Annotated in this window: 29 protein-coding genes; all 29 read right to left on the bottom strand. The window is 29.7% G+C overall.

Going from position 1 to position 22,044, the window contains the following annotated elements:
- Positions 1-8 precede the first annotated feature (8 nt).
- The 29 genes from FCJ93_RS25230 to FCJ93_RS07655 all read right to left on the bottom strand — a co-directional run bounded on the left by FCJ93_RS25230 (position 9) and on the right by FCJ93_RS07655 (position 22,024).
- Positions 9-461: a WDGH domain-containing protein gene (locus FCJ93_RS25230; RefSeq protein WP_211344101.1), complete on the bottom strand. Its 453-nt coding sequence runs from the start codon at positions 459-461 to the stop codon at positions 9-11.
- Between the two features lie 32 nt (positions 462-493).
- The gene (locus FCJ93_RS24855; protein WP_170211240.1) at positions 494-640 is read right to left on the bottom strand and encodes a hypothetical protein; all 147 of its coding nucleotides are present in this window, start codon (positions 638-640) and stop codon (positions 494-496) included.
- Entirely contained in the window at positions 633-1,049 is a 417-nt protein-coding gene (locus tag FCJ93_RS07775) for a YopX family protein (protein WP_137743302.1), read from the bottom strand. Before FCJ93_RS07775 ends, FCJ93_RS24855 begins: the two co-directional genes overlap by 8 nt.
- Positions 1,050-1,051: 2 nt before the next feature.
- Positions 1,052-1,516, bottom strand: a complete 465-nt coding sequence (locus FCJ93_RS07770; protein WP_137743301.1) for a hypothetical protein — start codon at positions 1,514-1,516, stop codon at positions 1,052-1,054.
- Positions 1,516-1,674, bottom strand: coding sequence for a hypothetical protein (locus FCJ93_RS24850; protein ID WP_170211239.1), 159 nt, complete (start codon positions 1,672-1,674; stop codon positions 1,516-1,518). The genes FCJ93_RS07770 and FCJ93_RS24850 overlap by 1 nt, the downstream gene beginning before the upstream one ends.
- A gap of 11 nt (positions 1,675-1,685) precedes the next feature.
- Positions 1,686-2,096: a hypothetical protein gene (locus FCJ93_RS07765; protein WP_137743300.1), complete on the bottom strand. Its 411-nt coding sequence runs from the start codon at positions 2,094-2,096 to the stop codon at positions 1,686-1,688.
- A 284-nt stretch (positions 2,097-2,380) separates the two neighbouring features.
- Positions 2,381-2,773, bottom strand: a complete 393-nt coding sequence (locus tag FCJ93_RS07760; protein ID WP_137743299.1) for a hypothetical protein — start codon at positions 2,771-2,773, stop codon at positions 2,381-2,383.
- 499 nt (positions 2,774-3,272) lie between these two features.
- The gene (locus FCJ93_RS07755; RefSeq protein WP_137743298.1) at positions 3,273-4,871 is read right to left on the bottom strand and encodes a DUF4942 domain-containing protein; all 1,599 of its coding nucleotides are present in this window, start codon (positions 4,869-4,871) and stop codon (positions 3,273-3,275) included.
- 72 nt (positions 4,872-4,943) lie between these two features.
- A complete protein-coding gene (locus tag FCJ93_RS07750) occupies positions 4,944-5,282 on the bottom strand; it encodes a hypothetical protein (protein WP_137743297.1) in 339 nt (112 codons plus the stop codon).
- A 138-nt stretch (positions 5,283-5,420) separates the two neighbouring features.
- Positions 5,421-5,633 (bottom strand): hypothetical protein, encoded by a 213-nt coding sequence (locus FCJ93_RS07745; RefSeq protein WP_137743296.1) that lies wholly within the window; start codon positions 5,631-5,633, stop codon positions 5,421-5,423.
- A gap of 15 nt (positions 5,634-5,648) precedes the next feature.
- Positions 5,649-5,960: a hypothetical protein gene (locus FCJ93_RS07740; protein ID WP_137743295.1), complete on the bottom strand. Its 312-nt coding sequence runs from the start codon at positions 5,958-5,960 to the stop codon at positions 5,649-5,651.
- Positions 5,961-6,094: 134 nt separating this feature from the next.
- On the bottom strand, positions 6,095-6,391 hold the full coding sequence (locus FCJ93_RS07735) for a hypothetical protein (protein WP_137743294.1): 297 nt from the start codon (positions 6,389-6,391) through the stop codon (positions 6,095-6,097).
- Positions 6,392-6,721: 330 nt separating this feature from the next.
- Positions 6,722-6,964, bottom strand: coding sequence for a hypothetical protein (locus tag FCJ93_RS07730; RefSeq protein ID WP_137743293.1), 243 nt, complete (start codon positions 6,962-6,964; stop codon positions 6,722-6,724).
- A 51-nt stretch (positions 6,965-7,015) separates the two neighbouring features.
- Complete coding sequence (locus tag FCJ93_RS07725) at positions 7,016-7,228, bottom strand: hypothetical protein (protein WP_137743292.1); 213 nt, start codon at positions 7,226-7,228, stop codon at positions 7,016-7,018.
- 33 nt (positions 7,229-7,261) lie between these two features.
- Positions 7,262-7,468, bottom strand: a complete 207-nt coding sequence (locus tag FCJ93_RS07720) for a hypothetical protein (RefSeq protein WP_137743291.1) — start codon at positions 7,466-7,468, stop codon at positions 7,262-7,264.
- A 176-nt stretch (positions 7,469-7,644) separates the two neighbouring features.
- Positions 7,645-7,827, bottom strand: a complete 183-nt coding sequence (locus tag FCJ93_RS07715) for a hypothetical protein (protein WP_137743290.1) — start codon at positions 7,825-7,827, stop codon at positions 7,645-7,647.
- Positions 7,828-7,997: 170 nt separating this feature from the next.
- The gene (locus FCJ93_RS07710; protein ID WP_137743289.1) at positions 7,998-8,204 is read right to left on the bottom strand and encodes a hypothetical protein; all 207 of its coding nucleotides are present in this window, start codon (positions 8,202-8,204) and stop codon (positions 7,998-8,000) included.
- A 270-nt stretch (positions 8,205-8,474) separates the two neighbouring features.
- Positions 8,475-9,608: a hypothetical protein gene (locus FCJ93_RS07705; protein WP_137743288.1), complete on the bottom strand. Its 1,134-nt coding sequence runs from the start codon at positions 9,606-9,608 to the stop codon at positions 8,475-8,477.
- A 63-nt stretch (positions 9,609-9,671) separates the two neighbouring features.
- Positions 9,672-9,965: a hypothetical protein gene (locus FCJ93_RS07700; RefSeq protein WP_137743287.1), complete on the bottom strand. Its 294-nt coding sequence runs from the start codon at positions 9,963-9,965 to the stop codon at positions 9,672-9,674.
- Between the two features lie 285 nt (positions 9,966-10,250).
- Entirely contained in the window at positions 10,251-11,714 is a 1,464-nt protein-coding gene (locus tag FCJ93_RS07695) for an LPD25 domain-containing protein (protein WP_137743286.1), read from the bottom strand.
- A 243-nt stretch (positions 11,715-11,957) separates the two neighbouring features.
- Positions 11,958-12,098: a hypothetical protein gene (locus FCJ93_RS24845; RefSeq protein WP_170211238.1), complete on the bottom strand. Its 141-nt coding sequence runs from the start codon at positions 12,096-12,098 to the stop codon at positions 11,958-11,960.
- A 140-nt stretch (positions 12,099-12,238) separates the two neighbouring features.
- Entirely contained in the window at positions 12,239-12,508 is a 270-nt protein-coding gene (locus FCJ93_RS07690; RefSeq protein WP_137743285.1) for a hypothetical protein, read from the bottom strand.
- 152 nt (positions 12,509-12,660) lie between these two features.
- On the bottom strand, positions 12,661-13,266 hold the full coding sequence (locus FCJ93_RS25410; RefSeq protein ID WP_137743284.1) for a defense against restriction DarA-related protein: 606 nt from the start codon (positions 13,264-13,266) through the stop codon (positions 12,661-12,663).
- Between the two features lie 49 nt (positions 13,267-13,315).
- Positions 13,316-13,627, bottom strand: a complete 312-nt coding sequence (locus FCJ93_RS07680; RefSeq protein WP_137743283.1) for a hypothetical protein — start codon at positions 13,625-13,627, stop codon at positions 13,316-13,318.
- Between the two features lie 1,594 nt (positions 13,628-15,221).
- Complete coding sequence (locus FCJ93_RS07675; protein ID WP_137743282.1) at positions 15,222-16,175, bottom strand: hypothetical protein; 954 nt, start codon at positions 16,173-16,175, stop codon at positions 15,222-15,224.
- A gap of 303 nt (positions 16,176-16,478) precedes the next feature.
- Positions 16,479-17,156 (bottom strand): hypothetical protein, encoded by a 678-nt coding sequence (locus FCJ93_RS07670; RefSeq protein WP_137743281.1) that lies wholly within the window; start codon positions 17,154-17,156, stop codon positions 16,479-16,481.
- The gene (locus tag FCJ93_RS07665; protein ID WP_137743280.1) at positions 17,157-19,343 is read right to left on the bottom strand and encodes an AAA family ATPase; all 2,187 of its coding nucleotides are present in this window, start codon (positions 19,341-19,343) and stop codon (positions 17,157-17,159) included.
- Positions 19,344-19,372: 29 nt separating this feature from the next.
- A complete protein-coding gene (locus tag FCJ93_RS07660) occupies positions 19,373-19,546 on the bottom strand; it encodes a helix-turn-helix domain-containing protein (RefSeq protein WP_170211237.1) in 174 nt (57 codons plus the stop codon).
- Positions 19,547-19,660: 114 nt separating this feature from the next.
- Positions 19,661-22,024 (bottom strand): hypothetical protein, encoded by a 2,364-nt coding sequence (locus FCJ93_RS07655; protein ID WP_137743278.1) that lies wholly within the window; start codon positions 22,022-22,024, stop codon positions 19,661-19,663.
- Positions 22,025-22,044 lie beyond the last annotated feature (20 nt).

The raw sequence follows: 22,044 nt of genomic DNA, 5'->3' as shown, positions 1-22,044 counted from the left end.
CTTTGTCATCAATTCCAACCTACCAATGTTAATAATCGTGTTATATCACTTGGCTTATGTCCATCCCATTTAGGAGCAAAATCTAATTCTTTTACATCAAATAATTTCCAATAATCTTTATGATAATGATAAGTGTAATGACCTTGATCAGTTTCAATTCCCACAATGAAATAATCATCATACATTGTCCCATCATCATGTTTCCAAGACTTCCAAGAAATCAACCGATTCTGATTACAAATTACAGCAAACAGCATCATTCTATGGTAGTACAATTCGTCAAACGTATGATATCCATCACTTGTATCACCATTAACTGATAACTTAACTTCATCAAAACCAAAATTACTTGTATCACCATTACCGTCTGTTAAATCAATTTCAACTTCTTTGTTTTTAAAATCAATAAACGAAACAGGTAAAGTCATATCATATCTCTTTATATAGGCATTAATTTTCAATGCATTTCTCCTCCTCTTGTGATACGTTATTATTAGTCATTTCGACCTACAGTAACAACAAAATTTTCATTTTCCATCAAATAGTCACATACTTCCTCAATAGTAGTAAATTGCTTGTCATATGCGATTCCTGAAACAATCACCGCAATATCAAAATAAGAAATTTTAGTTTCACTCATTCAAAAATCCCTCCTTTTCATTTTCTGCTAATAGTTCACTGTTCTCATAGACATTTCCAATCACTTCTAATGAATACTCATTTATTGTCTGAAAATCATATATGGATAAACATTTAACGTAAAATCCACCTTCTTCAAAAATAACTTTATAAATGTCTCCGTCTGATATTTCTCTCACTAAATCACCTTCATAAATTTCACGACCATTTGTGTCTAAGATACCTGTAAACTCTCCCATAGATTCAATATCACAAGTTATCGGGAATGTTTTAGTAAATAAAACCGCATCTTGCTTAGGTTGTTTAATTTTTTTAAGAAAATCTTCTGGGTAATCAGTTTTATGCCACCCATATCCATAAACCCATTCGTTTGACGATGGATCAAAACCTCTAAATTTTGGTTGTCTCATTCTCAATTTCCTTTCTTATTCAAAGCTACTCTTGCTATATGATTAATAGAATATATAGATGGTTCATACTCTCTAGGATTCATTGTTAATGATTCTATTTCTTTTAAAGCGTTAATTGCTTTTTCTTTTTGAGATATAGCTTCTGTTAGCAAATTAAATAAATCTCCTTTACTTAACTCTTCATATATTTCTTGCAGTGTTTCTTTTGACGTAATCAGATTATTATCCCATTTAATTGTTAAATTAAATGCACTATTCCCCTGACTTAATCTAACCTCAAAACCGTTTTCTTCTAATTTTTCAATAATATATCCCATGTGATATTCCGTCATTGCATTTTTCTCAATCGTTAAAAAATCTGTTCCCTTTCGAGTACCGTTTCTTTTTCTATTAGCTTCATTCAATATTTTTTGTATCAATTCAACTGTTTTTGAATGTGATTTGCTCGTATAAAATAAACTACTCATCAATTCAACTCCTTACAATATAAATATATTTCACCATTCTTATAGTTTAATTCCTCTTCAACTTCCAATAATTTCTTTAATGTATCAATATTGGTTCGATCACCATATGTTTCACAAACAGTAACTCCATTTGCTTTGATTGTTATTTTGTAATACATGTTAATCCTCCTTATTTATCAAACCTATTTTGAGAAGCAACAATTAATTTAGCTGTTCCAAAATCAGTATTCATTGCATTATAACATCCATCTCTATCATTCTTTAGCCACATTATATCTGTTTTCTTATCGTCTTTTGTGAATGTTACTTCATAATAGCCAACTGGTACATCATGACCGTAATTTATGTAAACAATATCACCTTCTTGTAATTCTCCATATTTCCTACCTAACAATGTCCATTTCTCTAATTCTGCCAATTCTTCTATTTGTTTGTTTACTTGTTTGATTCCTCGCTCTAGATAATCTTTTAGAGTTTCTAATTCACCTTTATTTAATGCTTTCCCATAATAAAATAGGTTAAATAATGAAATTTCATAAGGGATAGTTGGTATATCATCATTCAATTTTAAATTAATCATTTAATTCATCCTCCTACTATATGTAGTATATATAATACAAAATCACCACAATATATTGATTTATTTTCCTTTAAAATCCATCTTTTATTGTATGTTATTTTATTTTTATTTCTCTTTGACAAGTCCAGCAAATAGGTTGTTCATGAAGATAACCACTAAAGTTCCACACAATTACTTGGTCAGTTTGAATACCACAAGGGCAATATTTCAATTCATCAGTTTCCTTTATTATTACCACTCTCGCTCCCTCTTTCTATTAATATGAAAACTTTAATTTATGGTGATTACAGTGGCAAATATTCCAACTTTTTTCTCAAATCATAAATAAACGACTGTATTTTTGGCTTATTGAATTGATACAATGTATCGATCGACCAATAGGGAGCCTTTATTAAAATGCTATTCTCTTTAATATATAAACTCCCGTTATCATCATATTTCCGGTCATAATATTCGTCATAATCTGAACCTGTGCTATGTGCTTCTTTTGGTATAACTCCTGACCATGATTCATTTGCTATTTCCTCTATATATCGAGCAAATTCTAAGAATCCATCCTCAGTAAATTCAAAAGAGAAACGTTCTTCTTTTTCTTTTTTACCGTTAGCATTTTCAAAGATAATGGCTGATTTACGATGCTTAACTACTAAACCGTTTTCAAATATTCTAGTTTTCATTTTATTAACACCTCCTGACATATGAATATATTTCCACTTCAAATATACCAAAATACTAAATAATACTCAATATATATTTAATTATTTATTTAAAATAAAATGTAGAGTTTATCGTAAAATTCTCCGGTGATATTTTGTATCGGCTGTTATATAGAAATTCACAGAAACTCCAGCGATCCAAATGGCGATCTATTATGTTAAATGACAGTGAAATGAAATTGAATCAATAAATACAAAACAACCAGTAACAACATTAAAAATAAAAATTTAATCAACTTTATCATTCTTACTCTCCTATTTCTTCTTTTCTTGTTCTTCCTTTTTCTCGATGCATTCAGCTATTTTGCTGTATTCACCTTTGATGATTTTATCTTTTAGCTTTTCCAGCAAGTTCATGTATATGCCCCTTTTACTCTGGTGATTACAGTTGATCACTGTTATGTTGGATAGAGGCAGAAAGTCATATAAGGCTTTCTGTTGCACTGTTATATTAATTTAATTATGAAGTTAATGCTAATAGTTCTTCAGTCTTTACAAGGTAATATGATTGATTGTTCATGACTTTGTTATATGAAGACTCCCCTTCAAATTGATTGATGACTTCCTTCTCTTCTCTGGTCATATCTTTGTATCGTGATTTACCATATGAAGGAGGCAGCCAACCCTTTCTCTGTGATCCAAATAGGTTGAACTTGTGTAGTAATTCTGGATATTTGAACTCAATATGGCAAGTTCCCTTTTTGTAGAATGAGACATAGAAATATTTTAATTCGATTTTCTTTGTGTCGTTATAGTGCTCTGCAAATTTTAACGATTCTTTTAAATCAATATCTTCAGTTGTGCCATCATCTAAATAGTTGAACACTTTTTCTATATCTTGTAATTTATCCATACATCTATAACTTGTCGGATTAAATCTCCCCCAAGAATATGAAATATCGTAAAATCCATTGAGAGGAATAATTACTTTTTTATTTATCTTATATGCTTTATTCGTTCGCCATCCATTATATAAATGCACGTTCTTACTTGACTCATCATAGTAATGCTTATGGCTGAACTCATCAAATAAATTTAGAATAGTGTCCTCCACACCTTGCACCATCTCTTTGCTTAATTGAATCCGTATAGTGTAAATGTTATAAAAAGAAAAATCATAATCCTCTAATTCTCCCACTAACTCCATATATTTTCTTTTTAAATTACTTGTGAACAATCCCATAAATTGCTCATTACTAAACAGTGCATTCCAATATTTTGAGCGAATCTGCTTGATATAAGCATTTTCCAAAGATGATTCATCGTCTTTGTATTCAAGTTCTAATTTTAATACTGGATTACTGTCGCCCTTAAAACTTCGCAACATATAAGGACACATTGCCATATATTCTTCTATTAATCGTAGCCCCGCTTTCACCTCATAATTGTATTGTTGGACAATTCCTTCAATGAAATCTGAATGTATTAATTTATCATTGTTTGATGTTTTTTCTTGGTGTATCTCTTCTTTACTCAGTTCATTAAGTATGACACTGTTATACTCACTTTTTGGTATATCTATGTATACTAGTGCCACCGTTACGTCAGTTTTTCTATCTGCGTCAAGGAAGGCTTTTTCTATAAACTCTACTTCAGCATCATGCTCTTCTAGTTTTCTGATTAAATCTTTCCTGATGTTACTATATGGATTTTTTAAAGTATCAGCATTTATTAAAGCGACAATTCTGCCGCCTTTCTGTTGCAATTCTATTGCCTTTAATAAATGTTTATCGCCTTGACTAAATGGGAAATTAGCGATTATAAGATCATACCTTTTGAAACTGTTATAAGTCAAAAAATCATCATGAACTATTCTATAGCCTTTACCCTTTAGGATATGTTGTAGACTAGTGTCTATTTCAATAGTGTCAATGTCATACTTTTTGGTGTTTCTATATCTTCTAGTTAAATCGAATTCTTTTTTAATCTCTTCAACTAAATCACCACGTCCAGCAGAAGGCTCAAGAACTGAATTGATATATCGAAAGTCTATCTTATTAAGCATTTTTTTAATTAGTGCGTTTGGCGTTGGATAAAAATCTACATTGTTCGTAAACATCCAGTAATTCTCCCCTTTAACTGTTATAACAATAGACAAGAAAAATTAACTTGTCTATTGTTATTAATTTAATTACTTATTATTACCATCTAATAATTCATCAATGTACTTTTTCATTTCTTCGTATGTTTTTTCATATTCTTTATCCAATTTTTCATACTGTTTCTTTTTATATTCTTCTTTTTTAGAATCAAAATATTTTCTTGATTCACTCTCTAATTTTTCTACTTTTTCCTCTTGGTAAAATTGTAAATCATTAAAGTAAAAATCCTCTGCAAATTGTTCAAACTCTTTCTTATAATTTTCCTTTAGTGCCTCTTTTGCATTGAGTAAATCAGATACCGAAGCCCCAACAACTGTGCCAAATAATAAACTTAATACGATACTGCTTGCGATGATTAATTTCTTCATTTTAACCTCTCCTTTAATATTAATTTAATTATATTATAAATCGATTCTGTTAAATTGTCAATATATTTATTTAATCATTTTATAAAATTGCTCTTTTATTAAAAAAAAGAGACTTAAATAGTCTCATCACTAATGTTACTAAACATCAAATTCGCTTTCAGGTAATAATTTACTTCCGATTTCTAGAATATCTTTTCTTGCTGCGGATATTACTTTAATCAATTCCCTTGTTTGTTTGTGCTCTATTGAGTAGATATCCTTATGAGTATTATATAATGCTCTTGCTTCAGTTTCTAACTCGCTTAATACTTTTTCAGATTTAATAATAATTCCCAATTCACTTTTTTCCATCACTTTATTCTCCTTTTAATTAATATTAAAATAATCAGATTCATGAAATATAAATTGAGTACTATTTACCGCTCTTGTTTGATTTTCATGTTTAATAAAAATGGTTGCTTTATAAATTGCAATGCCATCTTCCCAAGATTCTTGTTCATACAATATATATGCTTTAACCCTTTTACCATCTGGAGCAATCATCTCTGCTGATGTAGGCTTTATATTTTGTATGATTATTTTTCTCTGTCTCATTGCTTCAAGATAATCTTTAAAAAAATCTATTGCTCTATTTTTAGCATCCTTCTTTACTAGCTGAAACATAGTGGAGAATTTCATTTCCAAAACCTCCCTATTTTTATTATAATTGATTTATTTTTGTTTGTCTTTCTTAATTATAAATTACTTTAAATTAGAAGTTTTTATTTTAGCCATTCATGATGACTCCACTTACTCTAAAATTTATTTTTTATTCAGATAGCCTTAGCTTTTCTCACAAAGCCTTTTTCTTGCAAGATATAAGAAAACCAAGTCATATTACAACTGAAAAGTTTTTTCGTGTTTCGCCATCTGCCCAATGTATCTTTTTTAAAATTCTTTTCTAGAATTATTTCAGTTTTAAAGTCATCTATTGGAGTTACTGTTCCGATTAGTTTATTAAATTGATTTTCAACCAAAAATTTATTCTCGGCTAGCTTTTCAATAGTTAGTAATAAATCTTCATTTAAAAAATACATTGTTTTATTTCCGTCTGTAATTAGCTTCTCCATTTTTAACAGCCTCCAGTTAATTTATTTTCCATTTAAAATATTGGTTTTAATATGAATTAGGAAGGGAACAAAGTCCCTTCTCTTATAGTTGCATTGCTTTATGATAATTACTATATGGATTTATTTATTTTAATCAAATAGACTTTGAACAACTTCCCTTTTAATTAATTTGTACCTAGTCCACTTTAAATTGCGAATATACTCTTGGTCATATCCTGCTTTAATTTCTTCATCAGAGAAAGTCTTATACTGCACAACATCATGCTTCCTATTCCTAAAATGGTATTTTATTAACATATTATCATCTCACTATAAATTTTTTTACTGAATTCATAGATCAGACTTTTCTAACATTTTTTTCACTGTATTTAATCTGCTTTCAAATTTAACTTTATTTGTCATTGATAACAGTTCTTTTCCTTCGCCATATAAAACCTTCTCTATTTTCCTATATTCTTTCCATAGATCTCCTGTTTCACCCTTGCAATCCTTGACTTTATCTTTTAAGGTTGCAATAGTGTTATCCAATAAATAAATAATTGATTTTTTGTTTTGATTCCCGTAATAAGCCATTTATGAACCAACTCCTATTTTATGATTTATTTACAATCAAATATTGTTTTATTAGATTAATTGAAATCCAATATACTCTACTGGCTCTTCAAACTCGTCTTCATGTTGATCAACTATTGCCCGATATGTATTTCCTTGTGTGGATTCATGAAGCATAATCCTATCGTAATCACTTTCTTTAATAATAATTCGATCTCCATTTTCAAGACTGAAAATATAAGTGTAATCAAAATCATTCCATTCCTTGTTAACCACTTTAATCATTTTTCCTTCACTCCTTATTATTCAAGTATTTCTCTACCACTTGCACACATATAATTTTATTCCAACTTTTCTTAATGCTTGTTCATTTAATTCTTCAATATCTTCCATTGAAATTAAATATTCGTCAATATGATTCTGATATTCAATATAATATTTTAATTCGATTATTAAAGATGATTTATTTCCGGTTGAGCAAATTGTTTCTCCTTTAATTAAATCATAAGCTTCATAGTTTAACATTTTAATTTCCTCCATGTACCCTTATGGGAAAGTTTTATGTATTCCTTAACCTTAAGTAAATTATAACACAGACAAAGTCGAAGATCAACTATATTTATTTAATTAGTTAATAAAAATTTATAAAGTTTTTTAACTGGAGACAAAAAGAAAAAGCCTCATAATACAAAGGCTTTAAATCAGTCAAACTCTTTTAATTTCCCTTTACTATCTAGTTCTACTCCTACACGCACAACCCTGAAATTCTCAGTTTCAAATAGCTTTAAATAAGTACTAGCTACAGTTTCAGTTGCTTTCATTTTGTTCGCTGCTTCGACTAGCACAGTAGATCCATTTTGAAATTCAAATAAGTATTTGTACATTTTTAAACACTCCTATAATGAAAGTTCTATTTTATCTTAATTTAGTTCTTATATCTTGCATTAAATTTCCTAGTCGCTCATATATAAAATGTTCCTTATTAGCTCCATTTTTAAATAACCAAAATTGTAATTTAGCTAACATTAATTCATCTCCCTATACAATTTTTATTTTATTTAAATAACGAAATAATACCAACATATTCTAAAATTTCAACTTCCAGCACCTCAAACATTTCTCCATTAGGGTTACAAAATTCATCATTTACAAGTCTTTCAAAGTAATTGATGTTTCCACTTTTCATTTTTACTTTAAATCTGACCTTATACCCTTCAAATTCATCTTGCCTATTAATAAATTCGTTTATGCTCATTTTCATTGTTCATTCACTCCTATTATTTCATTATCCTTCTTAATAATTATTATATATTTAATTAGTTAATGAGTCAATCGAATAGGGAAAATAAATATATAATGTTTAAACCTATTTATAGATACTACATGTATAGAAATTACATACAAACAATACTATATATTGTGTTTACAATCAGTTAAAATGCATGTTTTATTGTAAGCCAAAAGAGTCAATACTCTTATTAAATGAATAGAAAATGAGCCAGTGATATTAACCGACTTCTGTTATATGGTATCATACAGAAGTTTCCTCTTCATATAATGGAGATATTCCATATTTTTCTATATTGTTTTGAATTAGCTGTTCTAAACGTTCCCCAACTCTTTCAATGCCGTTTTTAGTTACTTCAATTGCTTCCTTTCTTGTTGCCTTTGGACTACCTAATAACATCCCTGTTCTAGCCTCTGTGATTGCATATAGTCCTTTATTATTCTTGGCAATAAAGCAAGTTAAGCCTTTTATACTCATTCTTTCACCTTGTCGAGATTCAAACTGTTTAGTTTGAGCATTTAAGAAATAGAATGTCTCCTGCTCCTTTGGCTGATAGTTGCCTCCTTTGTATTCTCTGCCTTCATAAAATGCTTTAACCTTCGCGGTTAGTGTTTGTTTTGAATCTAATTCAGTAGCGTTGAAGATTCGAGTGTAAATTGATCTGTATAGTGCGTTATTTAGATTTTTATATTCTTTGCCTTCGTGAAATACATAGGATACATTTCCTTTGATGTATTCGGTATTTCCGAGTTGTTCAGTAAACAATTCAATTGTGTTAACTGTTAAGGCTTCTTTATCGTTGTAGCCGTGTGACTGAATGAGTTCCCAGTGATCGGAAATGGATTCTGTTATAGCGTTTTTAATGTTATCTGTCATGAGTGATAAGCCTATTTCTTTCCATTGCTTACGCTTTTTTTCCCTTTCCTCTTTTCTTTTCTGCTCCTCTAATTGATGTTTCTTGAGTCGCTCCTCACGTTCAGCAAATTCTTTTTGCTTTGCTGCTTCAATTGCTTCTAATTCAGTCTGAATGTGATTGAGTGCTACTGATTCATTTAGGAAATTGTTGTCTAGTATGTATTGAGCATAGCTGTATAGAGTTTTATTAATTTCATGATATGATCCGTCTTCATATGTTAATTTGTAAAGTGTTTTCGGTTTTGTGTAATCGCCTGTGCGAATACTATAATAAGTGTAATTTTCTTCAATGTCTGGAGCACAACCTTTTTGCAATAGTAAATAGATATATTCTTTTTTTGTGATTACCTTCCCATCATAGCGAATTAGCTGATCTAGTGATTTTTCAATTTTACCAGTTTGTAATGGTTTCTTATTGGAAGTAAATCCGAAATAGGTATTTTTTAGATTTAAGTTTGACATTTTCAAAACCTCCAGCGATATATTTTAAAGTCTGTTATACAAAAAATCTATGTTAGGACTTTGTTATTTTGTCACCTTGAAAAATATATCTTCCGTTCCAGCTTCTATGTAATGTGCTGTTACTGTGTCCCCTTCTGTTATAGAAGTATCATCTTGAATGTCATCTAGTGTGAAATACAATTCATTTTTATCAATATTAGGCTTAATATTTGTAGCTTGATATACACCTTCGGAAATGCTTGTAATTTCGAATTTTTCTTGTACTGTATCGACTTTGTTGTTATTGGCTTCAAAAGTTGTATAAATAGAAATAATAGAGATTAATAATAAAGTGATAAAAGTAATTTTAGTTTTCATTCTTCGCTTTCCCCTTTGTATAATTTTATTTTAATTTTTTTGTGTTATAAATGAATGATAATTAAAATCGTCTCAAGAATTGCCACTAGTGTTATAAAGAATACAGTGTGAAAATTATTTTTAAAAATATCTTTCATTGGATTTGCTCCTTTATATTTAGTGATATTTCAAGGGATCTGTTATATAGATTTTTTATAAAATCGCCAGCGATAAAAACAGGCTGCTGTTATACAAATTTTAAAGGGATAGGGAAGTATCAACACTTCCCTATATTTAATTAGTTAATTAATTTTGTATCAACTCTTCAGATGCTCGTTTAACGGCTGTTGAAAGTGATATTTTAGTAAATATTCTTTCTATCTGTTGATCGTCATCTACTTTATATGCCTGTTGTAATTGGTCTATTTCTTCATTTGTCATGTAAGGCAATATATTATTTAACCAGTGATTTGTCAGCCTGTTTATTTCCTCTTTTTCTTGCTTCTGTTGAAAACGTGTAGAAAAGTCTAATACATTCCCTTTAGCACTTTTATTCAGCTTTTCCGGTGTTGTTGGTGTAAAATCTTCTAAAGGATAAGTATTCAAAAATTCTCTATATGCTTCTTTTCTTTCAGTTGATTCAGATTCATCATCTATGACAAAGCTTGCGAATCTTTCAATATGATTTTTTAAAGGTTGAGTTTTGAATGAATCTGATTTGACTATATCAATTCGTCCCTCGTATGTTTGACAGTCTGACCATGTTATAAGAAATTTTGTTTTATCGTAGCATCCGTTATCAGGTGCATGAATGGCAGCATTTTTGATCATGGCTTCAGCTTCTGTAAATGTTGATACTGTTGTATCGTCTTCTATGTATGCTGATTCGCTCCATATGAATTGAATTGATTGTACTTCTATCTTTCCTTCTGGTGTTGTTATAGGTTGATTGTTATCATCTGTTACTTCTGATTCGTTTACAGGTGTTTTAGTTACTGTTTCTAGTTCTACATCCAATAATGACCCGTTTTCTTCAATTTCCGCCTTGATATCGTTATAGATTGATTGTAATGATTCGGCTAACATTAATCTGTCAGGTGTATTTTTTGCGTACCAGTAGCCCATTTTATGCCATCTGAAACCATTTGATTTCAATTCTTTTCTAATTGTTTCTGTAGGTTTATCGGAAAAATATAACTCGATTCCGTTTAATTCTTCGTTTAATACAATTTCTAAGGTAATAGCCGAATCCGTATTATGTGATTCTGTTACAGTGTTTTCAGTTTGCTCTGCTTCAGGTGCTTGAATATCTTCTAAAGGAGTATTTTCATACTCGTCAATGTGAGTAAAACAGGATTCTGTTAAAGCTTCTTTTACTGCCCTTGTAACGTAAGCTAGAACATCGTCGGATACTTGAAAACGTCGAGCCTCTTCCGTTGCATATCGGACGATCCAATCTTTAGACCAAATGGATCGGATATAGTCATACCACATTTTGACGGATGTTTTATAGTCGAGTATTTCAGACTGTTGAATTTCGAATACTTCTAAACCGCTACCACATGTGACCATTGAAAAAGTCATATCATCATAGTAACTAATTGATTGCTGTTTCTTGATGTACCCTTCAGCACCTCTTTTTGTTTTCTTGAATGTGTCAATACGATTATTAGCAACTACAAATGTTTTACCGTGATACATGTTAGCGAGTGCATCTTTCGCATAGCGTGGATTTGTATTAATAGCGTTTAATACTTCTATTCTGTTCATTTTTCAAACACTCCTTTAAAGTACTATTCATTTAATTATTTAACTTACTTATAATTATAAAGGTTTTCTTTTTATCTTTCAAGTCTTTTATTTATTTAATTTATTAATTTGGTGATGATATTTTTATCAAATGTTATCCCCCCTTTTTTAACCTACCATCATCAGATAGCGAAAGGTTAACTTCACTATGACAAGGGAACAAATCCCCTTGTTTCGGCTCATATAGTCGCTTAGACGACTTTCTTAATTAATTTGTGTATACATAAAATCAAGTGTTTCAAAACGTTCTTGTAGTTCTGCATCAATCATTGCAATTAATTCTTGATCCTTTGTAGAGTTTCTTAGTTCCCTTAGTTGAGAATTAAACATTTCTTTGATATTCATTTTTCAATTCCTCCTCATCAATATAAAACTTAACTTCCATCTATAACTAATTATAGCATGGAATAGGATTATGATCAATAGTATTTATTTAATTAGTTAATAATTTTTAAAAAGAAAAGCAACCCTGAAAGAGTCGCTTATTATAAGTCTACATATTTTGTTCTGATATTGTATCCGTAAGAACTATATTGATCAAGCCAGTTTAGGAAGTTTGCAGCAATTTGTTTGCACTCTTTTAATGTTTTGACGTTATCAGCAATTATTAAATTAAACTGATCAGCCAATGAATAACTTGTGTTTTCGTGTAGTTCTACACTAAGGATTCCTTTGTATTTATATATCTTGACTTGTAATTTTCTTGTATCCGCTAGATGTCTGATAGTGTTAACTTGACTTTTTGTAAAATTCATTTTAACTCCTCCTAATAAATAGCATTTATTTAATCCTTTAATTAATTATAACACGATAAGCGTAAAACAACAATGTATTATATATTTAATTAGTTAAAATATTTTATATTTTTTATGCGTGGATTGTTGCATTAAAAAAAGAAACCGTAAAATTATACGGCTTCAGTGTATGGAATTAGTTCATAATCGTCTAGTTCTTTTTGCGTTAATTCTCTATCATATGCTATTATTCCATGTCTTCCTTTGCTATGGTCTACTTTTATATGTCCTTTAGGCTGACAGCCAAGAGAGAAGCCTCTGAGCCTGTATGCGTACCAGTGTATATTACTTTCTTTTTTAAACTTTTCAAATAGTTTTATACTGTTATATTTTGTTAGAAATTGCTTATATAGTTCAAGTTCTTTTTGTTGCTCCTCTATAACCTTTGTAAGTTCTTTATTACGTTTGTTTGTTTCTTCCTGATGTTTTGAGTTTAAAGTTATATCTATCTCGCTTACATAGTCTTCTATGATGTGCTGACCGTCTTTATTATAGACTGTGTACATGATAGTAATGTTTTGATATCCCTGCTGTTGATAGATGTTTAAAAAGTATAACGTTTGTTCTAGGTCTTTGAATTCTTCTCTAATTAGGTTAGAGTAGTTTATTTCTTCGAGTTCCGGATCGTGCTTAGTGTGCTCTATAGCATATGTGATCGTGTAGTCCTTTCCTTCTTTCCATTTTGATAAAGATGTGATTGCTGGATTCGTTGAAAACATTTGTATGACCTCCATTTTATTATTATTTTATTTTATTGTATGTATTTAATTAGTTTATATAGTTGATTGTTTGTATTGTAGCTTCTGATAAGTGTAACTCTTCTACTATGTCGCTGATATCGTTTATATTGCGTACACGATCAAATATAGGCATATTGTTTGTAAATAGTGTTATTTGTAAGGATTCAGGCTTTTTAGCTGATTTAGATACTATGTAATATGATTGATGATCCTTTTTCCATAATGAAGGGATATATTTCAGATGAGATAATAAAGAATGTATATTGTTTCTTTTTTCTTGATCGGCTGCATACCATTGTTGTAACTCGTGTTCGGTTAAAAGAAAAGGATTGACTGACATGTATGTATCCTCCTTGATTCGCTTCTAAGTAAATTATATCAAACATTATACTGTATTTCAATACATTTATTTAATTTTATAATATAAATAAAAAATAACCAGTATTAAACATACTGGCGCAAAGTATTATTTTATAACTTGTTTGACTATATTGTATATTGTAATGATAACCGCAATAGATAGAAATATATCGGCAAGAGTAATAATAGTTGATGTGTAATCAACTAACAAGCGTGTGAATAGATACAATGCAGCAAAAAGCAAAATAAAGATGTTTGAATATTTTTTTAATGTTTGCATAAAATGGATAGTATGATATATAATATTAGTATCACTTAAAAGGGATTTGTTAGATCCCCTTTAAGCGTTGAGTTATTAGCGTTTAGGTTTATGCCTTCTTGTAGTCCTCGACCGACTTTGAGAAGGCTTTTTCTTTGACTTCAATGTTCTAACCTTTTCTATGATTGTTAGTAGCTGAGTGATGATAGTTAGAAATGAGATAATTAAAGCCATTATAGACGCTAATGTAACAAGTGATATCACACTATGTTTGCACCTCCTTTCTATATTATTAATTATACTATAAAATTAATATTTTGTATATATTTAATTCATTAATATGATGATAAAATGTAACAATAAGTAAAAGAAATTATGATATTACTATAAACTATATGCCAATTGTGATGTGGTATTTTTACTCCAATTTTTTGCTGATATTTATTTGAAGGTTTTTGTGTGATTGTCGATTGGGTGTAGCAATGAAATGAGTCGGTGAGATAAATTGGCTATTGTCTATAAATGGTAAGCGATTATAGAAAATGTAAATATGTATGGTAGTAATGAAGGTTAGAATGTAGTATTTAAAACTATGTATAGTTGTGATGATGTGATTATATGAGTTATAAGATATTTTTATGATGAATGGTGATAGGTGATAAGAAATAGTTATGGTAACACTTACGCTATTTGGCGCATGTTATTATACGATCTAAAAAGTGCTTTATTTTTTGGTATAGCATCGGACAAAAAATTTAAACTGAAAAAATAACAATTCAATTAAATACGGCTAGAATAACACATCAAGTTAACTTTAATATAATGAATCTTATATACAAGTTAAATACATGATATAGGGGGTATTTTTACACTTTTCAGTGGAAGTATTTTACAATTTTACCCCCTAGCACATCTATCCACACACTCAACTTATTTTCCACTTACCATTTCCACCTTACTTTTCTATCGTAAAGTGAATCGTAACCATAACGATAGAACCCTTGATACTATTGATTTTCTAATTTCCTTTAATACAACCATACTCCCCTGATTTTTTATAAGAAACTACTCAATCCCTTGATACATAAAGGGTTAACGATATTTTTTGCTTATTTTGACCTTTTAAACTTCAGAAACGTTATTATACCAACATCCCCCACTATATTATCGACATCTATCAAAAGTAAGCTATCGCTCCAAAGAATAACGATAATTAATAAAAATGATCAACGATATTCAATTTTCATTTTAACGTGGGGGTACATTTTACATAAAAAATATACAAGTACCCTACTGGATACCCTACCCCAATATTTCATCTATCAATAATGGATAAATAATATTCTGGATCAATTAGAATATGGACATTTCTGTGTAATCCTTTTAAATCTTCCTTGCACGGGAAGCTTTCCATCTTCATCAAATCTCCAACAGTTTTAACTATAAACTCGTCTTTGAATTTTATATAATCTTTTAACTTGCTCTTTTGCCCTTTTGGTAAACACTCTTTAATCATTTTCATATATTCATTATGTACTACATATTTATTTAATGTATCTATAATTTTTCTTTTAGTATAATACCTGTCAAAAGTATTTAAGTTATATTTATCAATAAATTTATAGAAATCTTTGTTTGGTATCATACCATTATTACTTATATATTTCTTAACACTATTAATAATTTTAGCGACTTTATCCTCTAATGAATCAGTAATGTATTCATCTAATTTTTCATTCAAAACATTTACAACCAAATCGTTATCTTCCACTAGATTTAATACATCGTCTGCTTTCACTTCTAATAATTTAATTCCTTTATCTCTGCAAAAATAAACTTTACTGTAGCTACTTTTACTTTTATGGTATATCTCAACCCACACTAAATGTTTTCCATTAATTCCATAGGCAATATCAGGTCTATAACTTGCGTATATGGAACTGCCACGCAATTCTTCCTCATTAACATTATTCAATATACATTTCTGACAAGGTAATTGTTCAATGACTCCAAAATGACCTTTTAAATCGCATACTGGGCTATCTATAAATGATTTACACGGACTATCAAAATTGCTATACAGTGCGTCTGATCCATATCCAACAACCATGCTTTCCATATGTAAAAATTCAGTTGGTATTGCTCCGCTATAAATATGTATCTGCTTTCTCTTATCATCTATTAATCTTACTTTTTTATTAGCAATTAAACTAAACAATTTTTCTTTTGCCTTTAAGTGTGTTTCACTTTCATTCATATCAAAATACATTTACTTTACCTCTTTTCTACATCAATTCAATTATTTATTTTCCCCTTCCTCAAAACCCTACCGAATCAACATTCTTCATCTACCTGTATTTCATTAAAGATACTCATGTATTTCATGTAAGCAATACTGTATTTTGTTTAAGATGTAAATGTATTTCGTTTAACTTGCTCATGTAAATCATCTTACATGAAATACACTCTAGTATTAATACAGATGAAAGATATAAAATAACCAATATAAAGAACCAAATATAAAAGATATTTCAGAACCAGTATTTTAAATTCGCAAAACAAGTTTGCAAATTTAGGTAGAATTATTTTTCAACTTAGTATGTATTTCCTCAAACTTATCTGCACGTAAAAAATAATGATTATTAAATTTTGTAAACTTCTCTATTTCATTGCCAAATTCATTCTCCTCATAATCACCTGTTGACTTTAACTCATGTTGCACAATTTTAATAAACTTATTCTTTCTTAATATTTGATTGTACTTATCAACTGTTTTAGGATTACTACCAATTTCAGCAGCGATCCTTTCTCTAGAACAAAAACAAAATTCATCATAATTGTTTATGTAACTTTTTAAGTAATAGAGCAATCTGAACCCTTCCTTCCCCACCGTATCAAGAACACACTTATCCAGTAAATAAAATGGCAACTGTGCAAATGTAAAATTCTTTGAGTTACTTATATATTTTTTATTTAATTCTAATTCTATTAACCCATTCCGAGGGAGAGAATCAATTTTATTTTTTATAAAATTAAATTGATTTAATTCGTTAATGATTTTTTTAAAGGTTTGATTGGATTTGATATTACAAAAGTACATAAACTTTTTATGATCAATTTTCAATTTCAAATTCTTTTCTTTTCGAACATAGTAATGTTGAATTAATTTACAATACACATAAAAAGAGTCGTGACTAATCAATGGATTCCTAATAATTTCAGATGGTATCTGTATTTTAAATACTGTCAATTATTCCACTCCCTCCTCCACTAACATCTCTTTCAGAAATGTATCTCTTTGCTGACTTGCAACCTTCCTCATAGCAAAGTTGATTGTTTCAGCCTGACTAAGAATAATTACTTTATCAATTCCTCTTGTAATTGCGGTATACAGCAAATTAGCGTTTAATTGAAACTTATGAGCCTTATCTGCGATTACAACAATTGCATTATTACTGCTTCCTTGTAACTTGTGTATCGTCATAGCCCAACAATGCAGTAATTGATTTAACTGGTCAAAACCAAAGGGTACTTTCGCAAATTCAAAGTCTACAATTAACTCTTTTTCCTCTAGATTAATCTGAATGATTTTACCAATGTCACCATTTACAATGTCTATCTTTCGTTCATCTACATCAAAGATATCATATGTATTTTTTGTGTTTAAAACACTATCTCCAACACGAAATGTAATTTTATCAAAACCTGTTTCTTTTTCTGGTTTGTTATCAGACTGTGGATTAACAATATCTTGAATATGCTTATTAATAATTACTGTTCCTAGTTCACTTTTCTTAGTTGGAGTGGCAATTGTAATATCGTCACTAGAATACGTTTCCAATAATTTATTATAATAGTATTGATAACCGCCATTAATTTTGTCTTGAGGAACACAAGCGATGATACAATTGTTTCCAAACTCTAAAATTCCCCAATCATCATTACTTAAGAATTTTTGATTCTGTCTCACTTTTGTCGCAATATCTAATATTCCACCTTCACTTTGCCGGAAAACAACATCTAATTTTGTAGTAGGTATTATTTCACTATGTATCATGTCATACAGTAAGTTCCCTGCTGAAACACTTGGTAATTGAAAGTCGTCTCCAATAAACAATAGTCTTACATTTTCATTTGTTAATTTACTTAATGTCCTCGAACAAAGAATCACATCCACCATTGAAAACTCATCAACTATCACAAACTCCTCATCAATAAATCTTTCGAACCCCTCTTGGTGGTCTTTCCCTAACCCCGTTGCTCGGTGTAATGTTTCTGCATTTCTATTTGTATAATTGCTTAATACTTTTGCTGCTTTCCCAGTTGGAGAAGTCAACTTGTAAGAAATATTCAATTCTTCAAGTAGATCAATTAGCAATGCGGTCATTTGGCTTTTTCCACATCCAGCATATCCCACTAGAAGATTTACATTATTCTTCTTGATGTTGTAGAAAAATTGCTTCTGTTGGTCAGTTAATTTAATATTTCGCTTCTCTTCTTGTTTGGCAATGAACTGCTGAACATCAAAATCCAACTCACTTTGACAGTTCATAATTTCTTTCAATTTTTTAGAGATGAATTTCTCAGCATTGTAATTTTTCTTTAGAGCTATCCTATCGCCAATAACAATTATGCGTTCAGTTGTTTTAATTTGATTCTGAATTAAATCCCTTTCAATATCCGTTAACTCATGTACCTGAGTGAGCAATTGCTCTTCTTTTGAGTAGGTGTTTCCGTTTTTACTGTCTTCTTCAACTACATATTCAATTGCAGATATAATTCGAAAACCACTATTTGGATCACACCCCATATTTAAAGCAATCTTATCTGCTTTAAGAAAGCCAATTCCATTAACCTCTGTAATACAATATGGATTATCATTCATCTTTCTAATCAAGAGTCCGGCAGATTTAAAGTGCTTAACTAATTTAATTATTAGATTATTAGTAACTTCAAATTTGCTTAAGAACTCATATGCCTGTTGAAATTCCAAGTTTTGTATAATTTTATCTTTTATCTTTGAATAGCTTTTCTTACCAATTCCTTTTACCTTGCCTAAATCAATCTGATCATTTTTAATCAAATCAATAACATCATGATTTGGATAAGCTGTGAATATAGCATCAACTTGATTTTTTGTGATAATATTCGCTAAATAATCTCGTTGTTTAGAAATATCTGTCGGAATATCTTCAAATATGGATGCAATCTCATAAAAAACTCCATATTTCTTATCCTCTTTTTCTATTAGCCTAGCATTATATTCTTGGTCTAATCTAAGCTTGACTGTGTTGCCTTTAACGGAAATATTATTATATGTATTAAGTTTCACCTTATCAAACTCAACTGGATGACAAGCATAAATACCATAGCTTGAGTCCTCATTGAAAAACATCTCTCTCACTGGAATAATTCTTGTTTCAATTATCTCACTCAATTCTCCATCTCCTCTTTATATTAATTTAATTATTTATTAATACCCAAAAACAATACCCACTTGTCATAAATCTTGCTAGGTATCGGTTGCACACCATTTTCCATTTTAGAAACATAACTCTTGCATATATGTAAATATTGAGCTACCTCAATCGCTTTAATGTCCAACATTACCCTCTTAATTTTCAATTCTTTCCCACTCAACATACTATCACCTCGCTTTCAATTAGTTGATATTTACATTATATTTATTTAATTAATTAATGTCAATATACTTTGTCCACTTATTTTCCAAAAGACAGACCACCTTACAGTAGTCTATACATTCTTTTCTTCAGCGTACATACTCAATTCTATTTCCATTATTTTTTGCCTGACTTCCTCTACATTTCGTCCATATAATTTAGAATGCTCAATTGTTAAATGACTATTATCATACATCTTCATTCTTTTCTTAGGTGGTGGGAGCATTTTCACAAATATTGGCTCTAATTGTCTGCCTTCTACATATGGTAAGAAAATCGATTCGTATTTTTCTGTTTTCATAGCAGTATCAACTTCTATAGGTTTTAATTGTTCCTTAAGATCACTATATAGTTTGTAATTCGTATTTTTAAACAAATACATATTTACACTAGAGGAAATTAATATTTGCCACAGTTTGTTAGGTAATTGTAAAGGATGATGGAATAAAAAATACTGACTTAATCTAAATTTGGGTGATTCTATGACCATTGATTCCATTAATTCCTGCAATCCATCTGACATATACTGATGTGGCTCATTGTAAACTATAAATGTAGGATCGTCTGTTTGGATGATTTTTTTAATCCAAAATACTTTCATTGATAGTAAATACATTAATATTTTGACTCCTATTTCTCCAATCTCCATTTTATTCATTCTAAGAATAACTACTTTTTTCTCTCTAATCCATTTTTCAAAGTTAATATTTGGATTAGGATCTTGTGACATCATATGTTTAAAATGAGGATTACCTAGTATCATTTTTAAACGAGTTCTTAAGGTTGAAACTGCTCTATCACGTTTTGTATTAAGAAATTCTTGTTTGTATTCTAAAGCTAATAACTGGTCTTCCTCTTTTACTATTTCATATAAATTCTCCGCATACGATTTGGATTTTAAGCAGCAATACATATCATATATATTACATTTACACACTCTTGCTATAAGAGAACATAATTCCTGAGTATCTGTCGTGTCATCTAGATTGAGAATGTTGACCAGATTACCAGCTATAACATTCATCCCATTTGCTCCTATTAAGTTTGCTACATCCTCCAGTCCAAAGTATATGGGATTGTCATAATCACCAATATTTAAGTCAATAATTTTAGAAGGTTCAAATGCATCTCTAATAGTGTCAGACATTCCCCTGTCGTTACCTTTTTCATTAATCACATCTGGAATAAACGCCCCTACATTTAAATTTTTAACACTTTCAATTAATGTGTTGCAAAAGTAGGTATCTTTTCCACTTCTAGGGCTTCCACAAATCACACTGGTATTACAGAAATCATCCAAGTTTTGAATTGGCAATCGAATATCAACCTTTTTTCCCTTTTCTTCCGCATAACCAATTAACACTCCCCTCTTCCTTGTTAGTAATGAATCCACCTTTAATTCTTCACGCTCATTTACACCTAACTCAAAATCGAGTTGAAGGTTTCTTTCTGGTAGTTTGATAAAATGCTTAATCTCTTTTCTTGTCATTAACATGCGTTTATCAAACCTAAAGAAATAGATAGGGATTTTTCTGCTTTCTACATACTTAGTAAACCATTTTTTTATTTTCGCTGCTTTTACTTTTTTGTCAATTAATTCATTATCACCGTTTAACTGCTTGAAAGCCATAATAAGTCCTCTAGCTAACATTTCAGATCGTTTCACATTCTCTCCTTTGACAACTAATCGTATTACTGTGTCAAATGCAGGCATCCCTAACTTACCCGTTGTCGATTCTGTTGTTTTTATCCTTTTAGATATATTTTTCACTCTTCTTTCTGCCTCTTTCCACCATTCTAATTCAGCAGGCTGAATACCAAACTGAATAAATATCTCTTCTTTTTCTTTAAGTGTCTTACTTTGCTCTAAAAGTTCTCGCATAGGTTTTTCTTTGAATCTTTGGTCTACTGACAATGACAATCCTGACGTATGTTTAAATTTAAACTCAATGCCAATACAATTGTCATTCAACGTAAATAACTTTGACTCTTTCTTTATCTTCGAGGCTTTGTACCATGTAAAGTTTAAATTTTGCAACATGTCTTCCTCTTTTGATTCAGGAAAAGTTACAAATGATCTATATTCTTTATGTGTAATCAATGTCTCAAAAAACAACTTCGGCTGACTAGGTAAGATTATCCCTTTTTCAGTGAATTGAAATTGATTCATCATTTGGTAATATTCTTGGAATGAATCGGATAGATGATCTAACAATAGATGTACTTTGTCATTTTTAGTGGATGCTGTTGGATTAATTTGATATGTGGTCATTATTGGAGAAATTAGTTTAAAATTGAGTTTTAAATCTGTGACATTAGATTTTTTTGATTTCAACTTGATTGAATTATTATAGTTAAGCTTTATCTTCATTGGGAAAGTTTGTTTTATGACTAATTGTTTCATTTCTCTACTGTTTAACTGTTCCAATAAATTCATAACCCTATCACCCCCTTGAG

Origin of the sequence: Robertmurraya siralis (genome assembly GCF_005502275.1) — a bacterium.
GTDB lineage: Bacteria > Bacillota > Bacilli > Bacillales > Cytobacillaceae > Robertmurraya > Robertmurraya siralis.
Note: the sequence above shows the minus strand (reverse complement) of the source record. Positions and strands in the feature narration are given on the sequence as shown.